The sequence below is a fragment of the Paenibacillus sp. Y412MC10 genome, from assembly GCF_000024685.1.
Lineage (GTDB): Bacteria > Bacillota > Bacilli > Paenibacillales > Paenibacillaceae > Paenibacillus_AQ > Paenibacillus_AQ lautus_A.
Genome location: NC_013406.1, coordinates 333,836 through 355,745 on the forward strand (window position 1 = coordinate 333,836; position 21,910 = coordinate 355,745).

16 protein-coding genes are annotated in these 21,910 nt (G+C 50.3%); 14 read left to right on the forward strand and 2 right to left on the reverse strand.

Annotated features, from left to right (window positions below):
- Positions 1 to 144 precede the first annotated feature (144 nt).
- From GYMC10_RS01540 to GYMC10_RS01595, 13 genes are all read left to right on the forward strand, one after another.
- A complete protein-coding gene (locus tag GYMC10_RS01540; RefSeq protein WP_012818516.1) occupies positions 145 to 1,977 on the forward strand; it encodes a sensor histidine kinase in 1,833 nt (610 codons plus the stop codon).
- A 10-nt stretch (positions 1,978 to 1,987) separates the two neighbouring features.
- Positions 1,988 to 2,752: a response regulator gene (locus GYMC10_RS01545; RefSeq protein WP_012818517.1), complete on the forward strand. Its 765-nt coding sequence runs from the start codon at positions 1,988 to 1,990 to the stop codon at positions 2,750 to 2,752.
- Between the two features lie 170 nt (positions 2,753 to 2,922).
- Entirely contained in the window at positions 2,923 to 4,215 is a 1,293-nt protein-coding gene (locus tag GYMC10_RS01550) for an ABC transporter substrate-binding protein (protein ID WP_012818518.1), read from the forward strand.
- 26 nt (positions 4,216 to 4,241) lie between these two features.
- Positions 4,242 to 4,934 carry a hypothetical protein gene (locus GYMC10_RS01555; RefSeq protein WP_012818519.1) on the forward strand — a complete coding sequence of 231 codons (693 nt, stop codon included), beginning with the start codon at positions 4,242 to 4,244 and terminating at the stop codon, positions 4,932 to 4,934.
- Positions 4,935 to 4,960: 26 nt separating this feature from the next.
- Positions 4,961 to 5,908, forward strand: coding sequence for a carbohydrate ABC transporter permease (locus tag GYMC10_RS01560; protein WP_012818520.1), 948 nt, complete (start codon positions 4,961 to 4,963; stop codon positions 5,906 to 5,908).
- Positions 5,898 to 6,755 (forward strand): carbohydrate ABC transporter permease, encoded by an 858-nt coding sequence (locus GYMC10_RS01565; RefSeq protein WP_012818521.1) that lies wholly within the window; start codon positions 5,898 to 5,900, stop codon positions 6,753 to 6,755. The genes GYMC10_RS01560 and GYMC10_RS01565 overlap by 11 nt, the downstream gene beginning before the upstream one ends.
- A 34-nt stretch (positions 6,756 to 6,789) precedes the next feature.
- Positions 6,790 to 8,145 carry an FAD-dependent oxidoreductase gene (locus tag GYMC10_RS01570; protein ID WP_012818522.1) on the forward strand — a complete coding sequence of 452 codons (1,356 nt, stop codon included), beginning with the start codon at positions 6,790 to 6,792 and terminating at the stop codon, positions 8,143 to 8,145.
- Between the two features lie 304 nt (positions 8,146 to 8,449).
- Entirely contained in the window at positions 8,450 to 9,046 is a 597-nt protein-coding gene (locus GYMC10_RS01575; RefSeq protein WP_012818523.1) for a hypothetical protein, read from the forward strand.
- 301 nt (positions 9,047 to 9,347) lie between these two features.
- Positions 9,348 to 9,752 (forward strand): HNH endonuclease, encoded by a 405-nt coding sequence (locus tag GYMC10_RS31700; protein WP_261979730.1) that lies wholly within the window; start codon positions 9,348 to 9,350, stop codon positions 9,750 to 9,752.
- 494 nt (positions 9,753 to 10,246) lie between these two features.
- Positions 10,247 to 10,720, forward strand: coding sequence for a DUF5381 family protein (locus tag GYMC10_RS01580; protein ID WP_012818525.1), 474 nt, complete (start codon positions 10,247 to 10,249; stop codon positions 10,718 to 10,720).
- Positions 10,721 to 10,900: 180 nt separating this feature from the next.
- Positions 10,901 to 12,154, forward strand: coding sequence for a mechanosensitive ion channel family protein (locus tag GYMC10_RS01585; RefSeq protein WP_012818526.1), 1,254 nt, complete (start codon positions 10,901 to 10,903; stop codon positions 12,152 to 12,154).
- Between the two features lie 176 nt (positions 12,155 to 12,330).
- Positions 12,331 to 13,215 carry a glycoside hydrolase family 43 protein gene (locus tag GYMC10_RS01590; protein ID WP_012818527.1) on the forward strand — a complete coding sequence of 295 codons (885 nt, stop codon included), beginning with the start codon at positions 12,331 to 12,333 and terminating at the stop codon, positions 13,213 to 13,215.
- A 148-nt stretch (positions 13,216 to 13,363) separates the two neighbouring features.
- Entirely contained in the window at positions 13,364 to 14,038 is a 675-nt protein-coding gene (locus GYMC10_RS01595) for a uracil-DNA glycosylase (RefSeq protein ID WP_012818528.1), read from the forward strand.
- 121 nt (positions 14,039 to 14,159) lie between these two features.
- On the opposite strand, the gene GYMC10_RS01600 is transcribed toward GYMC10_RS01595, so the two are convergent.
- Both GYMC10_RS01600 and GYMC10_RS01605 read right to left on the reverse strand, forming a co-directional pair.
- A complete protein-coding gene (locus tag GYMC10_RS01600; protein WP_012818529.1) occupies positions 14,160 to 14,930 on the reverse strand; it encodes a response regulator in 771 nt (256 codons plus the stop codon).
- The gene (locus tag GYMC10_RS01605) at positions 14,930 to 17,869 is read right to left on the reverse strand and encodes a histidine kinase (RefSeq protein ID WP_012818530.1); all 2,940 of its coding nucleotides are present in this window, start codon (positions 17,867 to 17,869) and stop codon (positions 14,930 to 14,932) included. The genes GYMC10_RS01600 and GYMC10_RS01605 overlap by 1 nt, the downstream gene beginning before the upstream one ends.
- A 242-nt stretch (positions 17,870 to 18,111) precedes the next feature.
- Between GYMC10_RS01605 and GYMC10_RS01610 the strand changes: the two genes are divergently transcribed.
- Positions 18,112 to 21,753: an S-layer homology domain-containing protein gene (locus GYMC10_RS01610; protein ID WP_012818531.1), complete on the forward strand. Its 3,642-nt coding sequence runs from the start codon at positions 18,112 to 18,114 to the stop codon at positions 21,751 to 21,753.
- Positions 21,754 to 21,910 lie beyond the last annotated feature (157 nt).

The following is a 21,910-nucleotide window of genomic DNA, read 5'->3' on the forward strand; positions in this document are numbered from 1 at the left end:
TAACAATTATACAATTATGAAATCGATTTCACAGTCTAACTTTAGCCAACTTCGGAATTCGATTTCGTATCCCATAGTCATCCCCACCATGTTCCTGTACAATGAAGTGAAAATAAACGGGACTGGCGGAAGGGGGTGGCCAGCGTGTCTTTCAGGTTCAAACCGCTTAAGTCCTGGAGTCTTCGTGCTAAAATTTTGCTGATCTTCCTGCTGCTCATTTCGATTCCGCTCAGCCTGCAGGGCGTGGCTACCTACGTGGGTTTCTCCAACTCCGTTGAACGAAGAACCTCCGATTATACCGCTCAATTGGTGGACCAGATCAACCGGAATTTAGACAGGACCCTGATGGAGATGCAGAGATTGACGTTGATGCCTTTATACGATTCGGGGGTATTGTCCATCTTGCGCAAGTACAGGGAGGAGGATAGTCTACATCAGCAGCCTACGGTGGAAGAACGCTCCAAAATGCAGCTTTATATCGCCAGCATGACCTTCGACAGGCCAGAGATTGACAGTATCCAGATTTTCGCCGGAAGCGGTTACACCTTCTCGAGCCTGGCTCCTAGCGCGATCGCTGCCTATACGGACGTGGAGCGGCAGCCCTGGTACCCTGGCGTGGTGGAAGCGAGAGGGGCTTGGGTGCTGCTTCCGCCGCATCGGCCTTCTTACTATCTGGACGGCAATCAAAGCTATTTTTCCGTAGCCCGGCTGATCCGTGAGCCCAATACCAACCGGACGCTCGGGTTAGTCAAAATCGATTTGAAGCAGACCTTGTTCAAGCAGCTTGTCGATAATGTCAGGCTGGAAGAGAACGGCGGCATCGTCGTGCAGAATAGCCGGGAAGAGCTTTTCTACACGGCGACCGCAGATGGGGATACGGAGGCGTCCAAGCTGCTTTCGGATCGGATCCTCGGCCTTTCAGGGCGTTCGGAAACGGCCAGCGAGATTCTGCATATGGAGGGCAGCAAGTATTTGGTTGTCTCCAACTATTCCCGATATTCCGATATTAATATCGTCAGCTATATTCCGGTGGCGTCCCTGCTTGTGGAGACCAAGGAACTTCGAAATTTTACGCTTCTAGCCGGCCTGATATGTCTCGTTTTGGCCGGGGCCTTAGCTATCTACTTCTCTTATCGGCTGACCCAACCTCTCGGGACGCTGGTTAGAAAAATGCGACTTGTGGAGCTCGGCGATTTCAAGCAGAGTGTGCCGGTAACTGAGGATGAAATCGGTCGGCTTGGTTCCGGCTTCAACCGGATGGTAGAGGAAATCGACCGGCTCGTCCATGAAGTGTACGTGCTCGGCATGAGGGAAAGAGAGGCGGAGCTAGCCGCCCTGCAAAGCCAGATCCAACCCCATTTTATATATAATACACTGGAGTCGATCAGCATGCTTGCCCGGCAGCGCAATAATGAGGACGTCTCGGAAATGGCCACGGCTTTGGGACGACTGATCCGCAGCGCAGTGGAGCAGGACCGAAGCCTCATCCGGCTTGGCGAGGAGCTTGAGACGGCGGAGTCGTATATTCGCATCCAAAAAATGCGCCATGGTTCCAGGCTGCAGGCTATGTTCGATATCGAAGAAGGGTTGGACGATTGCCTGGTCCCGAAGCTGCTGCTCCAGCCGCTCATTGAAAATGCGATTATGCACGGGATTGGAGACCGCGAGCAAGGGGGAACGGTATACGTTACGGTGGCGCGATTTGAGGATGAGGTGCTGTTGACCGTTCGGGATGACGGGCGGGGCTTGTCAGAGGATGAATTGGCGGCTTTGCAAGCCTCATTGGAAGAGGCCGGGGATGATGTGGCAGCAAAAACGCCGGCGATGCCATTACGCGGTCATGGAGTGGCGCTAAAAAATATTAATCAGCGGTTGCGTTTGATTTACGGCCGGGACTGCGACTTCGAAATCGATGGAAGCTTGGGACAAGGTACGGCTTTTACCGTGACGCTGCCGTTCGCGAAACAAGAAAAGTAGGAGGTCATCCATGATCAAGCTCATGTTGGTGGAGGACGAGGACATTATCCGTAAAGGCATCCGCGATTTGATCGGCCGTGTGGCTCCTGATTTTGAGGTCGTATACGAAGCCGCTCACGGCAAGGAAGCGCTGACTTATCTGGAACGCAATGTGGTGGATGTGCTCATTACGGATATTCGAATGCGGGAGATGGACGGGCTTCAGATGGTGGAAAAGCTGCGGATCGCGGGCCATGAGATGCCGATTGTCATTATCAGCGGTTATGGAGATTTTGTATATGCCAAAAAAGCGCTGCAATTCGGGATCGCCGATTACCTGCTGAAGCCCATAGACCGTAAGGATTTTACGGTTGCATTGGACAAGATTCGGCTAACCTTGAATTCTTCAAATCGATATGCGGGTGGGACTGAGCCTCATAGCGAGGCGGACGGGGGGCCGCCATCCAGCGAGGGGCGCAGGATGATCCGGAAGCTGAAGGCGCATATCGCTGAAAACCCCGATGGTGATTTGCGTCTGCAGACGTTAGCGGAGATGGTGCATTTAAATCCTTCCTATCTAAGCCAGCTCTTTAAGCAGGAAGGGGGCGGCAATTTGTCCGATTATATCGCCGAAACGCGCATCCGGCGTGCCTGCAAGCTGCTGGAGACGACGAACCTGAAGGTTTACGACATCGCCCGTTTATCGGGATATCAAAGTCCGAAGCATTTTATGCTGGTATTTAAACAGCATACCGGAATGACGCCGGGAACCTATCGGGAGTTATACAGTGTGTAATACTACATAACAAATTATGTTATGTAGTTCTTTTTTATGGACTAAAACGGAAATAACCTAAAAAAATCGTACCTTTTCTGAACGTTTAGTGATTTTTTATATGACCATATGTAAATATAATTAACCTCATCACAACCTTAACTTGAACAATGCAGAGGGGGAAGCGGTATATGAAAAAATGGTTGACCGGTTTATTGGCATTAACACTTGGTGTGGGGCTCATGGGCTGCGCCGGGAAAGAACAGCCGAATCATACGCCAGGCGAAGCCAGTGGCGAGAAGGTACTGCTCAAATTCGCGACATGGGGAAATCCGGCGCAGCTTGAGCTGTACAAAGGGCTGACCGACGCCTTCACACAGGAGCATCCGAATATTGAGGTGCAAATTGACACGATCCCGTTTGCGGACTATCAGCAAAAAATGTCCGTACTGGCGGCAGGCCAGGAGCTGCCCGACATTGCCTGGGTATCAGAGCGGATGGTACCGCAATTTATGGCCAACGACATTCTGGCCGATGTCACCGATATCGTTCAGGATGATGCTTTTGACATCGATGACATTATACCTTCGACGCTTGAACTGTTTCGCCAGGACGACAAGCTATATGGACTGCCGTTTTCCACTCCGCCCAGCGTGGTGTTCTACAACGAAGATTTGTTCAAGCAAGCGGGTTTAAGTACGCCGAACGAGCTTGCGGAAAAAGGAGAATGGACGTGGGAAACGTTCGAAGAAGCCGCAAAAACGATCAAGACGAGCGCTGCTTCACCGAACGTTTACGGGGCTAACTTCTTCCGCGATTGGAAGACATGGATTATTCTCGCTTCGTATTCTTGGTCAAACGGGAGCGGACCTTTTAATCCAGAGATGACGGAATACACATGGAATGATCAATACGGGGTTGAAACCTTGGACATGCTGAAGCGCATGATGTTTACGGAAGGCTCGCACCCGAAGGCGGGAGAGCAGGTTAATTTTGAATCCGGGCAAATCGGCATGATTTTCGACAACTATAGCTTTGTATCCAAAGCCAGGGAGATCCAAAATTTCAAATGGAGCATTGCGCCAATGCCATCGGGCTCGAAAGGCAGCGTTCCGATGATGGGTCAGGCGGGTTACGTGCTATTTAAAGAGGGAAAACATCCGGAGGAAGCCAAGGAACTGCTGAAATTCCTTGCCGGCAAAGAGGGTGTGCAGAAAACGTCGGCCTTCTTTGTGCCGCCGCGCCAATCGGTGTTGAACTCGGATGAGTTTCTGAGCGTGGAGGGCAATCCGGATGCCGGGCACATCAAGCAGGCGGTCATCGACGAAATGCCTAAAGCGGTCGTGCAGCCGGGACATATCCGCTGGCAAAACATCGACACGGAAATTTTGACGGGCTTTGACGAGTTATTTGCCGGGCGGGGCGAACCGCAGAAAATTCAGGATGAGGTAAAAAGCAAGGTGGATGCTCTGCTGAGCAAATAGAGGCAGTTACGTTAGGAGGAACGGGCATGAATCGTTTGGATAAAGCATTAAACGAAGCGCCGGGGCTGCAGCTGTTCGTCAGCCTCCCGGCCAATGACATCAAGCTTGCAGAGGCAGCCTTGGCTTCGGGCGCCGACGGTTTGAAAGTCCATATCAACGTAGGGCACCGGGCCAGCGGCAATCGCTTCGGCACGCTGGACAGCTATGCCGACATTTTCAAGGACATTCGCTCCCGCTTTAACGGCCCCCTTGGAATTGTGCCAGGAGGCTCGGTGGAAGAGGTAAACGCGGAGGAAATCAACCGGCTCCCTGAGCTCGGAGTCGATTTCTACTCGATTTATGCCTTTCATCATCCTGCTTCTCTGCTGCAGGCCCCGGGACTGGCAAGAACGTTTGCGATCGATAGCGAGTTCGACCGGGGCCTCGTGGAAGGAGGCCGGACCTTCGGCATCAGCGCGCTTGAGGCTTCCATCGTTCCCGGCCATGAATATGGTACCAGGCTTACCCTTGCCGATCTGCTTCATTACCGCTGGCTGGCGGCACACGGCGGTTTGCCGGTCATTGTGCCAACGCAGCGTAAAATCGGCCCGGAGGATATCCCGGCCTTGGCCGATAGCGGCGTCAAGGTGCTGTTGGTCGGAGCGGTGGTCACGGGCAATGAAGCGGAAGGCATCCTTAGGGAGGTTGCCGCTTTACGGAATGCAATCGATCGTCTGTAGAGGTGCCCCACAAGGAGGAAAGCGACATGACCACACTTGAAACGATAAAATCTGAAGGGCCCGGCCGTCCATTCCGAAGGAAGGCAAGGAAGACCAGGTCTTTAAACCGGGGAGACCATTTGGCGGGCTGGCTGTTCGTGCTGCCGATGGTGCTGGGGTTCGTTCTACTGCTGCTTGTCCCGCTCATAATGGCGCTTTATATGAGTTTTACGGATTGGCCGCTGCTGGGTGAAGCCAAGCTCATCGGATTCGAGAATTACCGCACGATTGCGGGGGACGCAGAATTTTGGCGCGTGCTGGGCAATACGCTTTATTTTGCCGCCGGACTTGTTCCGCTGAACATTATTTTGGCATTGCTGCTTGCAATCCCCTTATCAAAAAATATTCGCGGAGCCGGCTTTTTCCGGACATTGATCTTTATTCCGGTTATGACCTCGCTGGTGGTCTGGTCGATTGTCTGGAAGTATATGTTTGCCACGGATTCCGGGTTCATTAACCAGCTGCTGCGTATGATCGGCATTACCGGTCCGGCCTGGCTGTACGATACCCGGCTTGCCATGCCCGTTGTTATCGTGACCAGTCTCCTGAAAAATGTCGGTTTGAATATGGTGTTGTTCATTGCGGCGCTGCAGCAGGTTCCGGCGCAGCTCTACGAGGCGGCCAGGATCGATGGCGCAGGGAGAATGCGGATTTTTTTCCGAATTACCGTACCCATGATCACGCCGACGATTTTTTTGACCCTGATGATGACCATTATTGGTTCGCTGAAGGTGTTCGGACAAATTTACGTGATGACACAAGGAGGGCCTTCTGGAAGCACGAAGGTGCTCGTCTACAACATTTGGGAACGAGCCTTTAAGCTGTTCGAGTTCGGATATGCTTCTGCGCTGGCTTATGTGCTGTTTGTCATCACCCTGCTGCTTACGCTGGCACAATGGCAGATGAGAAAAAGGTGGGTTCTGAATGAAAGCTAGTCTATTTGCTAAAAGGGGCAACCCGGCAGGCGGGAACCTGTTCCATTATCTGCTGCTGCTTGCCGTTTCGGTGGTCATGATGACCCCGTTCGTGTGGATGGTCTCTACTTCGCTCAAACAGCCGGCTGATGTGTTTGTTTTTCCGCCGCAGCTGATTCCGTCGCCGATACGATGGGCGAACTATGCGGAAGTGCTGGAGACGATCCCGTTCCATCTATTTTATGGCAACAGCGTCTATATCGCCCTTCTGGTTACCGTGGGCACCGTGCTTTTCTCTTCCATGGCGGGGTATTCTTTCGCACGAATTCCTTTTTGGGGGAGAAGCCTGGTGTTTCTGATGCTGCTGAGCACGATGATGATACCGAATGAGGTTATTGCCATTCCGATGTTTCTGTTTATGCGTGAGCTGGGTTGGATCAATACGCATTTACCGCTGATTATTTTGCCTATATTCGGCGCGGGCGGCGTGTTCGGGGTGTTTGTGATGCGGCAATTTTTTCTGGGGATTCCGAAGGAACTGGAGGAGGCAGCGATGATCGACGGCTGCTCGCGGCTGCGGATTTATTCCACAATCATGTTGCCGTTAGCAAAACCTGCGATCGCCACACTGATCATTTTCACGTTTTTGACGAGCTGGAACGATTTTTTTGATCCGCTGATCTTTATTAATGACCGTAAGCTGATGACCTTGCCGCTGGGATTATCGCTGTTTACCGACGAATCGGGAACATCGTGGCATTTGCTGATGAGCGCTTCGGTTATGGCGACATTACCACTGCTCATTGTGTTTTTCTTTGCGCAGAAGCAGTTTGTCGAAGGGGTATCCATGACGGGTCTCAAGGAATAGGGTAAATCACGCTTAAAAGGAGGAGTAACAAGAGATGGACAGCAGGACACGGATCATGGAGGCGGACGTGGTAGTTATAGGTGCGGGGCCGGCGGGCATTGCCGCCGCCATTGCCGCCGGCAGGCAGGGGGCAAGCGTCATCTTGATTGAACGGTACGGGTTTGTCGGCGGGATGTCTACGGCTGCCGGAGTTTATCCTTGGATGACGTTTCATACACAGCAAGGGGAACGGGTCATCGGCGGCATTGCACAGGAGATTGTGGAGCGCCTGATGGAGCGCGGGGGCTCGCCCGGCCATCTTCGCGATACCGTCGGTTTCGTGCATACGCTGACGCCGTACCACCCAGAGATATATAAGGTGCTTGCCGTCGATATGCTGCGCGCAGCGGGGGTGAAACTCGTCTCGCACAGCTTCGTTGACGAAGTGGGACGTGAAGGCGAATACATCCAGTCCGTGACCCTTACTGGAAAATCGGGGCGAATCAAGGTGGATGGGAAGATGTTCGTCGATGCGTCCGGGGATGCGGACGTCGCTTATCTGGCGGGAGCGCCGACGCTTCAGGGGCGCGAAAGCGACGGGCTGTCGCAGCCGATGACGATGAAATTCCGGATGCGGGGCGTTGACGTGGAGGCGATTCGGAAGGCGATGATTGCTGATCCCGACAACTTTTATCACAAAACGCCGTTTGCCGAGCTAGAGAAGGAGCTTATTCCGCTCACGGGGGTTTCCGGCTTTTATAAGGAGTGGAAAGCTGCCGAGGTCCCGATCAACCGCGATCAGGTTCTGTTGTTTATCGGACCGGAGAAGGATGAGGTGCTGATTAACTGTACGCGGGTACAAGGCTTAAGCGCGACCGATGTCGAGGAACTGACTTTGGCGGAGGAGGAAGGGCGCAAGCAGGTGCTGATGATGGCGGAATTTTTGAAATCGCGGGTGCCCGGATTTGCCGAGGCCTCCATTTCCTCGGTTGCCCCCCAGATCGGAATTAGGGAGTCGCGCCGAATCGACGGTCTGTATCGGTTAACGATGGAGGACGTGGTGACGGGACGACATTTTGAAGACGGCATTGCGCGGAGCGGTTATCCGGTTGACTTGCATGATCCGTCAGGCAAAGGGATCATGGAGGCTACCATCGAGAATGACGGTTCCTACAGCATTCCTTACCGCTGCCTGGTGGCCCGAGGGCCAGTAAATCTGCTCGCGGCAGGGCGCTGCATTTCCACCACGCATGAAGCACTGGCGACCACGCGCTTGACGCCAAGCTGCATGGCTACGGGAGAAGCGGCGGGCACGGCGGCGGCCCTGGCCTGCAAGGCGGGAATTACCGCGGCGGAAGTCGATGCATCGCAGCTCAGGGAGATACTGCACGCCCAAGGGGCGATTGTGTGAAGAGACGCGGGCTAGAAGAAGCAGGTTGTTGCTACTCTTGATTTTGATTCTCCAATCCGCACTGTTATTTTTTGGAGTTCAGCACATTGAAAGATTAAGTAATGGATATTATAATATTTTCTAACCAACTTTCACCTATTAATGGAAAATAAGTCCTCTAGATTATTAGGGGGCTTTGTTCGTCTTCCTTGGGATTGAGTGAAAAAAGGGCAACTCATCCTTAGCAGACACTTGCTAACAAGAACTCTAGGAATAAATTCTTTAGTTAATTTCATCCTTACTCTTACACAGGAGGTACAAGTAGATGTCCAACATAATCAAAGTCGGTGGGCTTAAACTACTGTTCTTCTGTGCAGGCCTGGGATTCATTCTGCTTGGCTCCGGGTGCGAATCGAAGACGGAAGAAGAGGTGCAACCAGAGGTTGTAAGCGTATCTGCGGAAGAAATGATAGCCATACCTTGGAATGAAGGATGGTCACCGGCCATCAGCGTCACCCCGGGCATCCCGTTTGAACTGAAGGGCAGCGATGAAATAGCGTATGACCTATCAGGCGATACCGACTACTTATGCGTGGAAATCGAGGGCAGGCTTGAAAGCATAGGCAAGGCGGGAACCTCAAGGAAAGCGGGAGAGCGTGTTTACTGGAGTCCCCTTTGCGGGGAACCTTCAGCTGATCTCGCCGAAATTGAAGCCTCATGGGTAACCCTCGTGCGGAAGCAGGAGGGATATTCGACCGGATTGGTTCTGGTCGGGATTTCGCCAGAACGAGAGAACGGGAATGGAGGATCGACGTTCAAGGCAAACATCATCGCAAGCTTGGCTTTTCCCCAACAAGACGGGGCTTACCAAGAGATCTCCGACGAGGATTTAAGGGATCTTGAAGCCGAATATAAAAAATAATCCCATCGAATAGTGCTGGTTACGGGATGCTTCGGTATCACATACGATGTCGGCTAGAGTTGCGAAACAATGTAATCCAGGTGACATCAAAACTTGACTAAGCCCGTAGAAGCTTGTGTGTTGTCGTTATCTTCGGGCAGGGGTTCGACTCCCCTCGCCTTCACCATGATGAACATCATCCGCATGAGGATGGTGTTTTTGTTTTATATTAATACTATAGGCTAGAGCATGTCGTACAGATGGAGTGAAACCGATGAATCATAGTCATGATGGAGAGGAACCATTGATAACGGTACTTAATATGGATGGTCAACAACTGACACCATGTTTGCCCCATCGGGCTTGGCGGGAAGTTGAGCGATCGCGAGCTGTCTGGGTTGATGAGCAGACGATCCAGTTGCTTTATAATCCGTTCTTATTTCGGGACTATCGCAAAGCTGCACTGAAACGAGATCATCACACTTGTTTGTGGTGCGGACGACACGCCACGACAGTGGACCATATGATCCCCTCAAGCAAAGGGGGCTCGGATCTTCCGCACAACCTGATCGCTTCATGCAGCGAATGCAATACGAAGCGAGGAAACCGTTCTGCATTGTCCTTTCTCAAAGAAAACGCACACGCTGTTCCAAATCTTATGAAGCTTAGCTGGCGTATCTTTATAGCTAAATACAGACATCGTCAATTGAAAAAAAGAGGCACTTAAGTAAAGGCTTAGAATTGTTGTTTTGACCGACCGAAGTCTATGCAGAAATCGTGACGCGCTCATTCATTTTGCCGACATTAAAACTGTGGCTTATATGGTGTCGTCTTCGGACAGGGTTAAGATCCCTCGCCTCTCTCATACCGATATAAAAGCGGCCGTGATTATGTTAGGAGGGTAGCCAGTTCGGATTAGACAGCGTGCAGGAAATACCTAGAATACAGAGGTAAGTTGGAGAAAGACTTTTCGAAGAAGTGGAATTATCTTTCTTTGTTCAATGAATTTTCATTACCTTTGTGCTTTTAATCACAAGTGATGGGGCATGAGAATGCTAGTTTAGAGAAGTAAACAAGATAGAGCTTCATCATGATATATTGAGAGTAAAAGAAACGGCTCTTTGATACAATAGAGGTATCACCAGGCACAGCTAAAGCAGTCGAAAGTGGAGTTAGCTGGATTAAAGGACTGTTCAAATAATTTTTGAAAGGCGCTAAATCATGAACGCGATATCTTATCGAAAATCCGTGGCATGGGGCAAAGCGCTTGGCAGTTTACTGTTTGTGCTGGCCTGCCTGTTTCTGCTGTACGCGGCCTTTTTTATGGATACTTCCTTTATTCGTAAGTTTTTTTGTATCACATCAGCCATAATAGGGATTCCGTTTTTTGGAGGTTATCTGTTTGTCAGCTTTCCAAAGGCGCTGAAATCAGACACGCAGCTGTTGATATACGATCAAAATTCCATTTCAGATGGAACGCGGACCATGGCCTGGACGGAGATTACAAGTGTCAGCTATAGCGGCCCATCCATTCGGAAGTGGCTGCTTCCGAAATTCCCTGTGCTGATTTTTCATTTGAAAAACAGAAAGACCTGGACTGTGAATACGTATTATTTGTTGACCGATACCGAAATTCAGTCTGTCATGAAGCGCCTGCGGGGGTTGATCAGCCGTAACGGGAAGGAAATGAAATAGATCTGATCGAATCAGACTAAGAGAGCACCCTTTCGGTGCTCTTTTTTTGTTTTTCAAACAGACCGTCTTACACCAAGCATCTTCCAAATCAACCCAGCGATGTCTTATCTTGAACTTTGCGCAGTACTAGAATCTCCTCTATAATAATAGGCTAATCTTAAACTGCGTCAGGAGGAAACAATGGACTTTATCAAAAATCAACTAGACGGATATGGCATGAGCGAACAAACCATTGGATATCTCTCGAATATGATCATGGTCGTTTTTATCGCGGTGGTCTCCATACTGGCCAATTTTATTACCAAAAAAATCGTGCTGAAGACGATTATTCATATCGTCAACAACAATCGGTACACATGGGACAATATCATCGTGGAGAAAAAAGTGTTCCACAAGCTGTCGCATCTTGTGCCGGCAATCATTATTTATTTTTCGGCGTCCATCTTTCCGGCGTACCAAATTCTGATTGAAAAAGCGGCCATGACGTACATGATTATCGTCACCATCACGGTGTTGAATGCGCTGCTTAATGCTTTTGATGACATTTATCGTTCATTTGAAGTTTCCAAAATCAGGCCGATTAAGGGATACATTCAGGTGGTGAAAATCGTTTTGTTCATCATCGGCGGCATTGTGGTGATCTCGAACCTCATCGGGCAGAATCCTTTGATCATTCTCAGCGGGCTTGGTGCTCTATCGGCTGTTCTGATGCTGGTGTTCAAGGACTCCATACTGGGCTTGGTGGCAGGCGTTCAATTATCATCCAATGATATGGTGCGTGTCGGCGATTGGATTGAAATGCCGAAATACAATGCGGACGGCGACGTCATCGACATTACGTTGAATACGGTAAAAGTGATGAATTTCGATAAAACGATCACGATGATTCCCAGCTATGCCCTCATCTCGGACTCGTTCAAGAACTGGAGAGGCATGCAGGTATCCGGCGGCCGAAGAATTAAGCGAAGCTTCTATGTCGATACGAGCAGCATCTGCTTTTGCACCAAGGAAATGATTGAGGAATTTCAGAAGATACACTACCTTACCGATTATGTCACGACTCGATTACACGAAATTAACGCATACAACATCGAGCATCAGATCAATACGGAAAGCAACGTGAACGGCAGACAGCTTACGAATGTGGGCGTATTCAGGGAGTATATCCATCAATACCTGCGGAATCATCCGAAAATCCATAAGGATATGACGCTGATTGTCAGGCAGTTAGCGCCGGGAGATAACGGACTGCCCTTGGAAATCTATGCGTTCAGCAATGATACCAACTGGGGTGTGTATGAATCGATTCAAGCGGATATCTTTGACCATATCTTTGCCGTTGCGCCGACCTTCGGGCTCCGTGCCTTCCAAAATCCAACCGGCCACGATATCGTCCATCTCAAAGAAAGCCCGGAATATTCCCGGGGATATTGAGAACGATTCCGAGGGTAGTTCAACGAGTTACAAGGATTTCACGCGGGAGGAGATTGGCTATCCGTTGTAGAAGCAATGGTAGAACGAGGCTATCGCTCAATCGAGCGCCATTGGTCGGGGGCGATGCCCTCTCGCTCGAACTCGACATGCCCAGCACAGGAAAGGAGTGTCTACCATTGAACATCAACAATCCGATCATACCCGGCTGGTATGCAGATCCCGAAGCCAGAACGTATGAGGGGAAGCACTGGATTTATGCGACGCGATCCTTCACGGAATATACGATGCAAATGAATTTGGACGCATTCAGTTCCGACGATCTGATCCATTGGGAGAAACACGAAGGCATTATCGAAATGGCGGATTTCCCATGGATCTGGAGGGCGGTTTGGGCACCGACCCATATCGAGCATCAAGGGAAATATTATCTCGTGTTTGCATCGAACGATATCCAATCGGACGAGGAAACCGGCGGCTTGGAGATTGCCGTTGCGGACCGTCCGGAGGGGCCGTACAGAGGCTACTTGGGGAAGCCGCTCGTGGATAAGTTCATTCATCAGGCACAGCCGATCGATGCGCATCTATTCAAGGACGAAGATGGAACGATCTATCTGTATTATGGCGGATGGGGGCATTGCAACGTTGCGCGGATGAACGAAGAGATGACGGGATTCGTTCCATTGGCAGACGACAGCAATGAAATTTTCCGTTCCATTACGCCGGAGGGATACGTGGAAGGTCCTTGTATGATTAAGAAGGACGGACTTTATTATCTGATGTGGTCCATGGGCGGATGGACGAATGGAACCTATCGCGTAGCCTATGGCGTAAGCGACAGTCCGCTCGGTCCATTCAAGAATGAAGGCACGATTCTGGAGCGTCAGGAGCCGATTGCCGAAGGACCCGGCCACCATGGCTACTTGCATTTGCAGGAGAAAGATGAATGGCTTATCGTATACCACCGCCGGATCATTGGAGACACCGAGCCGGGACATCGCCAGTTATGCATCGATCGGATGCGGATCGGCAACGGCAAGATTGAGCCGGTCATCATGACTTGATTAGGAGAATCAATGGTGAAAAAGCGGCCCGTAATCGGTCGCTTTTTTGCGTCTTCGTGAGGGTTAGGTGTCAGGAAAATACCGGAAATAATCCGTATGATATAATCTAGTTATATCTTTTGACCATGGCAGGAGGAAAGAACCCGAAATGGCGATATTGAAGAATGACTGGGCGACATATTTAGATCAGGAGTTTACGAAGCCATACTACGTACAGCTGCGGGAATTTCTTATTGAGGAATATCGGACGAAGACCATTTTTCCCGATAAATACGATATTTTTAACGCGCTGCACTATACGCCGCTGGCCGACACCAAGGTGGTCATTTTGGGCCAGGATCCTTATCATGGACCGGGTCAGGCCCACGGCCTAAGCTTCTCTGTCAAAGAGGGCGTCAGCACGCCTCCTTCCTTGCAAAATATGTACAAAGAGCTTCAGGATGATCTGGGCTGCTTCATTCCCAATAACGGCCATCTGATAACATGGGCGAAGCAGGGGGTACTGCTTCTAAATACGGTGCTCACCGTAAGGGCCCATGAAGCGAATTCTCATAAAAACAGGGGATGGGAAAGCTTTACGGATAAGGTTATTGAGACGATCAACCGGAAAAATGAACCTGTCGTGTTCCTGTTATGGGGAAGCCACGCCCAGAAGAAGGCGGAGCTCATTACGAACCGGCAGCATAAACTGATTCGTTCGCCGCATCCGAGTCCGTTGTCTGCGCATCGAGGCTTTTTTGGCAGCAAGCCGTTTTCTCGCGCTAACGAATTTCTACGCAGTATGGGGCTTCAGGAAGTGGATTGGCAGATTCCGAACTTGTAAGCGGAAGGAGAGGGCATTAGCGAAACCTCTGCATTCTGCAAGCGATAGTATCTAGACAAAAAAACCACATCCGCATCAGGATGTGGTTTTCGTTTACTATTAAGGATGGACTTTTGCTTTTCTAACGGCCCGATTCGAAAGCGTAGGCCCACAGATATCCTTTCGATTCCAATAGAAGGGCATCCGGCCTTTCTTTCGGCTTCATGACGATGCTGTTGTTCGCATTCATGATATAACCATCATTCACTCGTTCGATGACGATGGGAATATCGAGCTCCATAAACAGCTGACGCATCCGGTAAATCGTATTGTACAGATTGGAAAGCGCCCGTTTTTCCTCCACGTTCGTCCAGAGATCATCGAGGATTCTCCACTTCGGGCACAATTTATTCTCATGCAGCAGCAAATAGTAAAACAGCTCCTCCGTGATGCGGGTAGGCCATTTTACAAGCTGCTCGCCTTTCGTAACGGATGCTTCCCCATATAACTGGACATCGAGCTCCTTCTTCTGTGCCTGCTTGGGTCTCTGGCCGTAATATTTCTGAAGGCGTTCATCCAGCTGCTTCACCATATTGATGGTCATCGGTTTCAAGAGATAATCCAGGGCTTGAACGCGAAAGGCTTGCACGGCATATTGCTGGTGAGCGGTCGTGAAGATCACAGGCACGTCGATCCCATTCTCCACCAAGTTCTGAGCCAGCTGAAGTCCCGTCATTCTCGGCATTTCAATGTCGAGCACGAGTGCGTCCAGATCCAGCTTCGGTATTTCCTGCAGCGCATCGAACGGCGATTCGAAGCAGCCTACAACCTGAAACGGGCCATGCGTTTCAAGCAAACGGGCATGCAGGCCCAGAATCGGTTTCTCATCCTCCACGATAATGATCTTCCACATTACCCTTGTCCCTCCTTCACGGGAATCGTTATTTGAATGGTTGTTCCGTTGCCCGGCGACGAGTGAAGTTCCAGGCTTCCTTGGGTAAGATCATGTACGCGACGACGTACATTCGTGAACCCGATTCCGGCATTGGCGGCCGTTCCCCCCATCAACTGAGCGCACTGCGCGGCCGACATGCCTACTCCATCATCGGCGACGCGTATGTTCAAGCAGGATGCGTGCAAGGAAATGGTGACCTGGACATGTCCCGGACCTTCCTTGTCGAATAGGCCGTGGCGTATCGCATTCTCGACTAAAGGCTGCAGGAGCAGGCTAGGAATCCGAACATGCTCCGCTACAATGGACGGATCGATGTCATAAGCAAAGGTTAAACGTTCGCCGAATCTGGCTTTTTCCACCTCGACATAGGCCTCGATAATCTCCAGCTCCTTCTGCAGGGTGGAGAATTGTCCATCCCGGCTCGTCTCGAAGATATAACGCAGGAATGAGCTGAGCATCGTTAGAAGATAGGCTGCACGCTCCCCATCCGTATAACAAAAGGCAATGATGTTGCTAAGCGCGTTGTATAGAAAATGCGGTTTAATTTGGGTCTGCAGAAATGCCATTTCATACTCAATCGCCTTCAGCATCGACTGCTTTGTTTGTTCCGCAGCGTTCAAGCGGGCCATCAAGGTCTCTTTGGAAAAAGGCTTCAGCAAATAATCATTGGCGCCGGCTGCAAAAATCATTTCAACATGTCTGGGATATTCGGAAGAAATCATCATCAAGATCGGCAGATCCATTAAGGATGCCTGTATACGGATTTGCCGAAGCAATTCCAGACTATCCATGTCGCCTGGAATGATGTCATCCATGATCATCATCGCGATTTCCGGATGATTCCTGTAGTAGTCAAGCGCTTCTTGAGCCGAATAAGCGATTCGTACCTTGTAAGCGTCCCCCAGCATATCCCTCATGACTTCCGCATGCATCACGTCATCATCCACAATCAGGAGCGTTCCTAACGTCCGATCTTCTGCGTGCGCCGCAGACTGTAGATCGTATTCATGCTCCGCTGCGTTAACCGGCTCTTTACATTCGCTGAAAGCCAGGGTGACCGTAAAGCGAATGCCGCGTTGCAGGCGTTCATATGCGATGCTTCCGTTCATCTGTTGGATGAGTTCCTCCGTCATCATAAGCCCCGAAGAATGCGGGCGTTCCCGATTCGCTGCCATGGATACGCCGGTTGACCTCACTCGAAGCAGGACTTCCGTGCCCACCTGTACGGCTTCAATGGTCAGCTGATCATCTGCGGTGTCGTGAGAGATCTCGGTCATGATCCGGATGAATACCTGCGTCAGGCGCTGTTCATCCGCCCATACGTAAAGCTGCTTCGGAATCTGTTCATTGATTGCGATCTTCTTCTTCGTGAAGGTAAACTGCATCAGCTGAATGACATGGAGCATGACCATCCGAACATTGGTGGACTTGAGCTGGATCGCGTAATCATCAAACCGAATGCGGGTGAAATCATGCAGATCCCTCAATAAATACACCATGTTCCCCATCAGCTGTTCAGCCAAGTACAATTGCTCGCCTTGCTTCTCGCGACGGGGCTCCCGGTTGATGGACCCCACCAGATGAACGGCATCGTGCAGAGGCCTCTGCAGGTCCTGCGTCGTGACCTTCAAGAAGGCATCCTTCGCATCGTTAGCCTTCTGCAGCCTGGTGCTCAACTGCTCCGATTCCTCCGCCCGGTTCATCAGTCGTATGCCCAGAAAAACATTCATCGTCATGACAAACCCGACCAGCCCGATTCGGTTCATATAGTTGCGTCCGGTGAAGAACAAGCTGTCCGATGAAGCACTTATCGCGAATACGGCTAGAAACAGAAGCATCGACATGAGGATGACGGCTTCATTCTTACGGATGTTGATTTGCTTCTTCATCGTCAGATAGAAGATGCGAATAATAATGCCTAAGATTAATCCATCGTTGTAATAAAAGAGCGGATACTGCGTAATCGACATGGTTCTGGCCGGGAGAACCGCATTAAAGAACGCGTAGGCCAGGATCGGCAGAAACAGCAGATACATCGTCTTTCGGCTCATGATGGAAGGAATCATTTTGACGATAAAGACAATCAGCAAGGTGGAGGCCAAGAAGGTCAAGCTGTCCTGCAGGCGAAAATAGAGTTCAAAGGGAAATGACGGAAACTCCCGAATGAACAGCCGCTCTCCTCGCAGCACGATGACCCATGCCAATAGCAGAAAGTGCAGACCGCTGTACAAGAAAGCCTCGTCCTTCGTTCGCAGCATGTAGATCGTGATATGGAACATGCTGAACAACAGCAAACATAAGGTAGCCGTCCATTCCAAGGAAAGATCCCGCTGTACGTCTTCCTTCATCTGCTCGGCGTCGCCGAAATCGATCGGCAGGACGATGCCGCCTCTCGTGTTATAGAAATTGGAGGCATGAATGGTAATCAGCAGCTGCCGACCCTCCGGTTTAAAATACGCTTCATAGGCAGGATTGTCCGGGGTTGTCGCATGTTTGGTTGCTGCCACGGTCCCTATTTTCGATAGGGGTACGCCATCAATATAGATGGTATGGGCAGACCAGATATTCCGAACACGGAGACCGATCTCATCGGTCCAGTGGTCCGGCAGGTATACGATTAACTGGTAGGATCCCCACTCGACATCCGATGCCCAGGGACCGGGTACTGAAAGATAATCGGTTTCGCTTGAAAAGTCGGCCGGGTCGACAAAAGATTCGGCGGTGAATTTCCAATCGCCGGCTAGCGATACAAATGGCGAATCCTTGAGCTCTCGCAAGTCAAGCACGCCGTCTACGGCTTTGATATGGACGGCACCCGTGTCCCGGTCGCTAAAAATCATATAGAGAATGGCGATTAAGGCGCAAATTGCACCCAGATAACCCATCCATTTCTTCATGTATAGTCACACCCTTATGGACTCTATCATATGGCAAAGATCTCTCAAAAATCTACCTGTCGATAATAGTCGAAATTTGAGAGATTTTTGAGAGATGCTTCTGATATGTTGAAATTAACAATTTTTACAATCTGCTTCGTTGGAGGGAGTTATCCGCACAAATTTATATCTGAATGGTACAAGGGGTCAAGGGTCGTTGTTGGATGTCATACGATTACTAACTTACAGGATGGGTGAAATAGTTGAAGAAAAAGATAATTTCAATGATCGTGGCAACGCTGTTAATTGTTACGAATATGCCAATGGCATATGCGCTCTCGCCGGTAGCAGAGGTTTACTATAATGCCGGAACGAGCATCTATGATTCCAGTGATTTTGAGAGCCAGTTGAATGATGCAATTAAAGCCCGGTTGAGCGCACAAGGCGTAAATCCTAAATATGTGTCCATCATGGACGCGAGCGCAGACCGGACAACGGTAACGGATACGACGTATGTGCATGCCGGATATGACAGCTGGTATATAGATCAATTTGGCTATGCGATTCCCCCGGCGGTTGAAACTGCCGATTACAATCACGTTCAAGCTTCCAACGGCGGTAACACGTTAACCTTCTATGGTTATACCTCGCCCGCGTATAAGGATTTCATGCTAACGCAGGGAAGCCCTTCAGGCAAGAAGATCATTACCTTCGACATGGATGAATCCAAAGTGGATTACCACAGCATGGAAGGCGGCGGTTTTCTATTTAATACCCAAATCGACGTCAGCGGGAAATTAAGCGGGTATGCGATTTTATATGTTCAAGGTGCCATCAATGTATATAAGATCGATGGCGTAGACGCAGCCGCTCTGCACAATGAAACGTGGAGTCCTTTGAGTTCCATGTCAGGCGTTACCTCCATCGGAAGTTTTCCGAAAGGGGCATCCACCCACCACAGCATTAAAATCGTCGTAACGGATACGACGCTGAGCATGTGGGATAATGGCGACCAAATCATTCGTAATCTAGCCCTTCCGGACGTTTACGGAGATGAATTTGGTCCGGTCGTCAGCCATATAGGCCATGGCTGCGAGATCATTTCGATTTTTTCATTCGACAATATGAAATTATATTTAACTTCGAGCAAGCCGTTGGATGTAGCGGTCGATAATATCCTGTGGGGGACGTCGCCGCTGCGCTATGTCGTGAACATTAACGATGACCCTCGCGGGGATTTGGATCAGGGATCGAATCAATCCAAGCTGACGGAAGCGTTCAATAACAAAGGCACACAGTATATCGGCGTTACGGAGTCGACTTATACGGACACCAACGATGATTTTATCCGCGGCCTGAACGAAGGCGGACTGCATGTCGATTCCGACAAATCAACCGACGACATCATTCAAGAAATTGCGAATCGGATCGCGGATCAACTGATTTCCGATTATAAAGAAGCCATTCAAGCCATTGAAACGGCAGAGGACAAAACCGATATCGAGTACCATTTTGCCGACACGAAAAATTCGGTGAAAAACAATCTAACATTGAAGCAAGACGATGACGTCACTACTACCTGGTCCTCCGACCAGCCGTCGGTCATTGCACCTGATGGAACCGTGACGAGGCCGGTTACGAACCAGTCGGGAACTTACGTGACCTTGACGGCAACCATCACCAAAGACGGGCTGACAAGCGAGAAGACGTTTACCGTCTATGTTCTTGCCGCAGATCCGGCTCCTTTAAGCACATTGAGCGCTGTTGCGGGCAATCAGCAAGCGACATTGAAATTCCCTGCTTTAACAGGTGCAACAAACATCGTGGTCGAACAGTCTACCGACGGTACCAACTTTACGCAGGTAAGACCATTGGAGGCGCTGGATGCGGCTTCAACAAGCGCAACCGTAACCGGATTAACGAACGGGGAAACCTACTATTTCCGACTGAACGTCGAATCCGGACTATATGACGGCGTATCCAACGTAGTCCAAGCCTCGCCTTCGAAATCGTTAACCACGTTATCGGCAGAAGCAGGCAATGGGCAAGTGACATTGACTTTCCCGGCATTGACAGGGGCAACGAGCATTGTGGTTGAACAATCGGCGGACGGCACCACGTTTACTGCGGTTAGCCCGTTGGAGACATTAGATGCTGCTTCTACAAGTGCAACCGTAACCGGATTGACGAACGGCGAGACCTATCATTACCGATTGAACGTCAAATCGGGTCCATATGCTGGCTTGTCCAATGTGGTTCAGGCTTCCCCTTCGGAACCGATCACCACGTTGTCGGCCGTTGCGGGCGTCGGACAAGTGACATTGAATTTCCCTGCTTTAACGGGGGCAACGAGCATCGTTATTGAAAAATCTACGGACGGCACCACGTTCACGCCGGTCAACCCAGTGGAGACATTGGATGCCGGTTCAACGAGTGCAACCGTAGCCGGTTTATCGAGCCGTGAAACCTACTATTTCCGGTTAAACGTCGAATCGGGTCCACATGCAGGTTTGTCCAATGTGGTTAGCATCAAGCCGAACGCGCCTGCGGTACCGGCAGAAGATCCGCCTGCAGGGAATACAAACGTTGTACAGCAACCTGCACCTACTATGAAAACGGACGTTGTTGTTTCCGATCAAGCCAACGGGGGCAAAGTCGTTCAGGACAAAATTACGAAGCTCGTCGGAGACAGCCTGAAAGTATCGGGGAAAATAAAATCGGCAAACGGTCAAGAATTGAATCTGCCGAATATCGCAATGAACCAGGACGGCAGCTTTACGCTTCCGAAAGTTGCACCTGGCGAATATACGTTGTCGCTGAACGTGATCGCGCCTAACGGGGAGAAGCTGGCTGGTCCTGCCGGCAAGCTGAGCGTCGATAGCAATGGAAATGCCAAGTTATCGGTTGATCTAGTCGATCCATATGGCACGATTCTCGATAAGGTGACGGAACAGCCTGTTGCAGGCGTGAAGATGCAATTGTATTGGGCAGATACGGAGCTGAATCGTTCCAAAGGCAGAGTGCCGGGAACGCTTGTCAATTTGCCTGAGCTTCCGGATTTTGCACCCAACAAGAACCATAACCCGCAAATGAGCTCAGACAGCGGTCAATATGGCTGGATGGTTTACGCCAATGGCGATTACTACTTCTTAGGCGAGAAGAACGGATACGTTGTTTTTGACAGCCGTACCGATAAGCGTGAAGAGCGCTTTGGCGCTGACAGCTATATTAAGGACGGAGTCATCCACGTCGGTGACACGATCGTGAAATTCAGCTTCTCCCAGGAGCCGAAAGTGAAGGCCGCAGGCGATCATCGCGCATACATGGTCGGATATCCTGACGGCACGTTCCAAGCGGATCGTGGCATTGTCCGGTCCGAAATGGCTGCGATCCTGTCCCGTTTGTATACATCCGCAGCGAGCTCGAAGAAAGTATCGTATTCGGATGTGAGTGCGAAACATTGGGCAACGAACGCGATTACGACCGCAACCAACAATAAATGGATGGTCGGTTTCGGCGACAATACATTCAAACCGAAGAAGCAGATCACGCGGGCGGAATTTGCACAGATTCTCATGAATTTGTATAAATGGGACGCTGTCCAGGAGAGCACATACACGGACGTAGCGGGACACTGGGCTGAAAAAGCCATTGAAACGGCTCAGGAGCAAGGTGTGCTGTTCGATTTCACGGAGGAGACCTTCCATCCGAATCAGCCGATTACGAGATTAGAGGTTGTTCGAATCCTGAACCAACTGCTGGATCGTAAACCTTGGGATATCAAGGTTGAACCGAAGTGGACCGATGTTCCGGAAAACCACGACTATTATTCAGACATCATGGAAGCTTCGATTCCGCATGGGTTTGAGCAGCTTGAGACAGGAATTGAAGATTGGAAGGAATAGGGGCTAAGACCTTAGACGAAGCAATGGTAGAGAAGGGCAGTTAAGCTGCCCTTCCTATATTTGGTGCTCATATAGCGAGAGGAACCTTGAGTTCCTTTGAATAATTGATTTCAGCTATGCTAAACAAATGTAAAGATGCTGACCTTATGCGGTCAGC

Bases quoted from the DNA above. Each gene is read 5' to 3' on its own strand.
- GYMC10_RS01545 (WP_012818517.1), top strand. From the start codon at position 1,988: ATGATCAAGCTCATGTTGGTGGAGGACGAGGACATTATCCGTAAAGGC.
- GYMC10_RS01550 (WP_012818518.1), top strand. From the start codon at position 2,923: ATGAAAAAATGGTTGACCGGTTTATTGGCATTAACACTTGGTGTGGGG.
- GYMC10_RS01555 (WP_012818519.1), top strand. From the start codon at position 4,242: ATGAATCGTTTGGATAAAGCATTAAACGAAGCGCCGGGGCTGCAGCTG.
- GYMC10_RS01560 (WP_012818520.1), top strand. From the start codon at position 4,961: ATGACCACACTTGAAACGATAAAATCTGAAGGGCCCGGCCGTCCATTC.
- GYMC10_RS01565 (WP_012818521.1), top strand. From the start codon at position 5,898: ATGAAAGCTAGTCTATTTGCTAAAAGGGGCAACCCGGCAGGCGGGAAC.
- GYMC10_RS01570 (WP_012818522.1), top strand. From the start codon at position 6,790: ATGGACAGCAGGACACGGATCATGGAGGCGGACGTGGTAGTTATAGGT.
- GYMC10_RS01575 (WP_012818523.1), top strand. From the start codon at position 8,450: ATGTCCAACATAATCAAAGTCGGTGGGCTTAAACTACTGTTCTTCTGT.
- GYMC10_RS31700 (WP_261979730.1), top strand. From the start codon at position 9,348: ATGGATGGTCAACAACTGACACCATGTTTGCCCCATCGGGCTTGGCGG.
- GYMC10_RS01580 (WP_012818525.1), top strand. From the start codon at position 10,247: ATGAACGCGATATCTTATCGAAAATCCGTGGCATGGGGCAAAGCGCTT.
- GYMC10_RS01585 (WP_012818526.1), top strand. From the start codon at position 10,901: ATGGACTTTATCAAAAATCAACTAGACGGATATGGCATGAGCGAACAA.
- GYMC10_RS01595 (WP_012818528.1), top strand. From the start codon at position 13,364: ATGGCGATATTGAAGAATGACTGGGCGACATATTTAGATCAGGAGTTT.
- GYMC10_RS01600 (WP_012818529.1), bottom strand. From the start codon at position 14,930: ATGTGGAAGATCATTATCGTGGAGGATGAGAAACCGATTCTGGGCCTG.
- GYMC10_RS01605 (WP_012818530.1), bottom strand. From the start codon at position 17,869: ATGAAGAAATGGATGGGTTATCTGGGTGCAATTTGCGCCTTAATCGCC.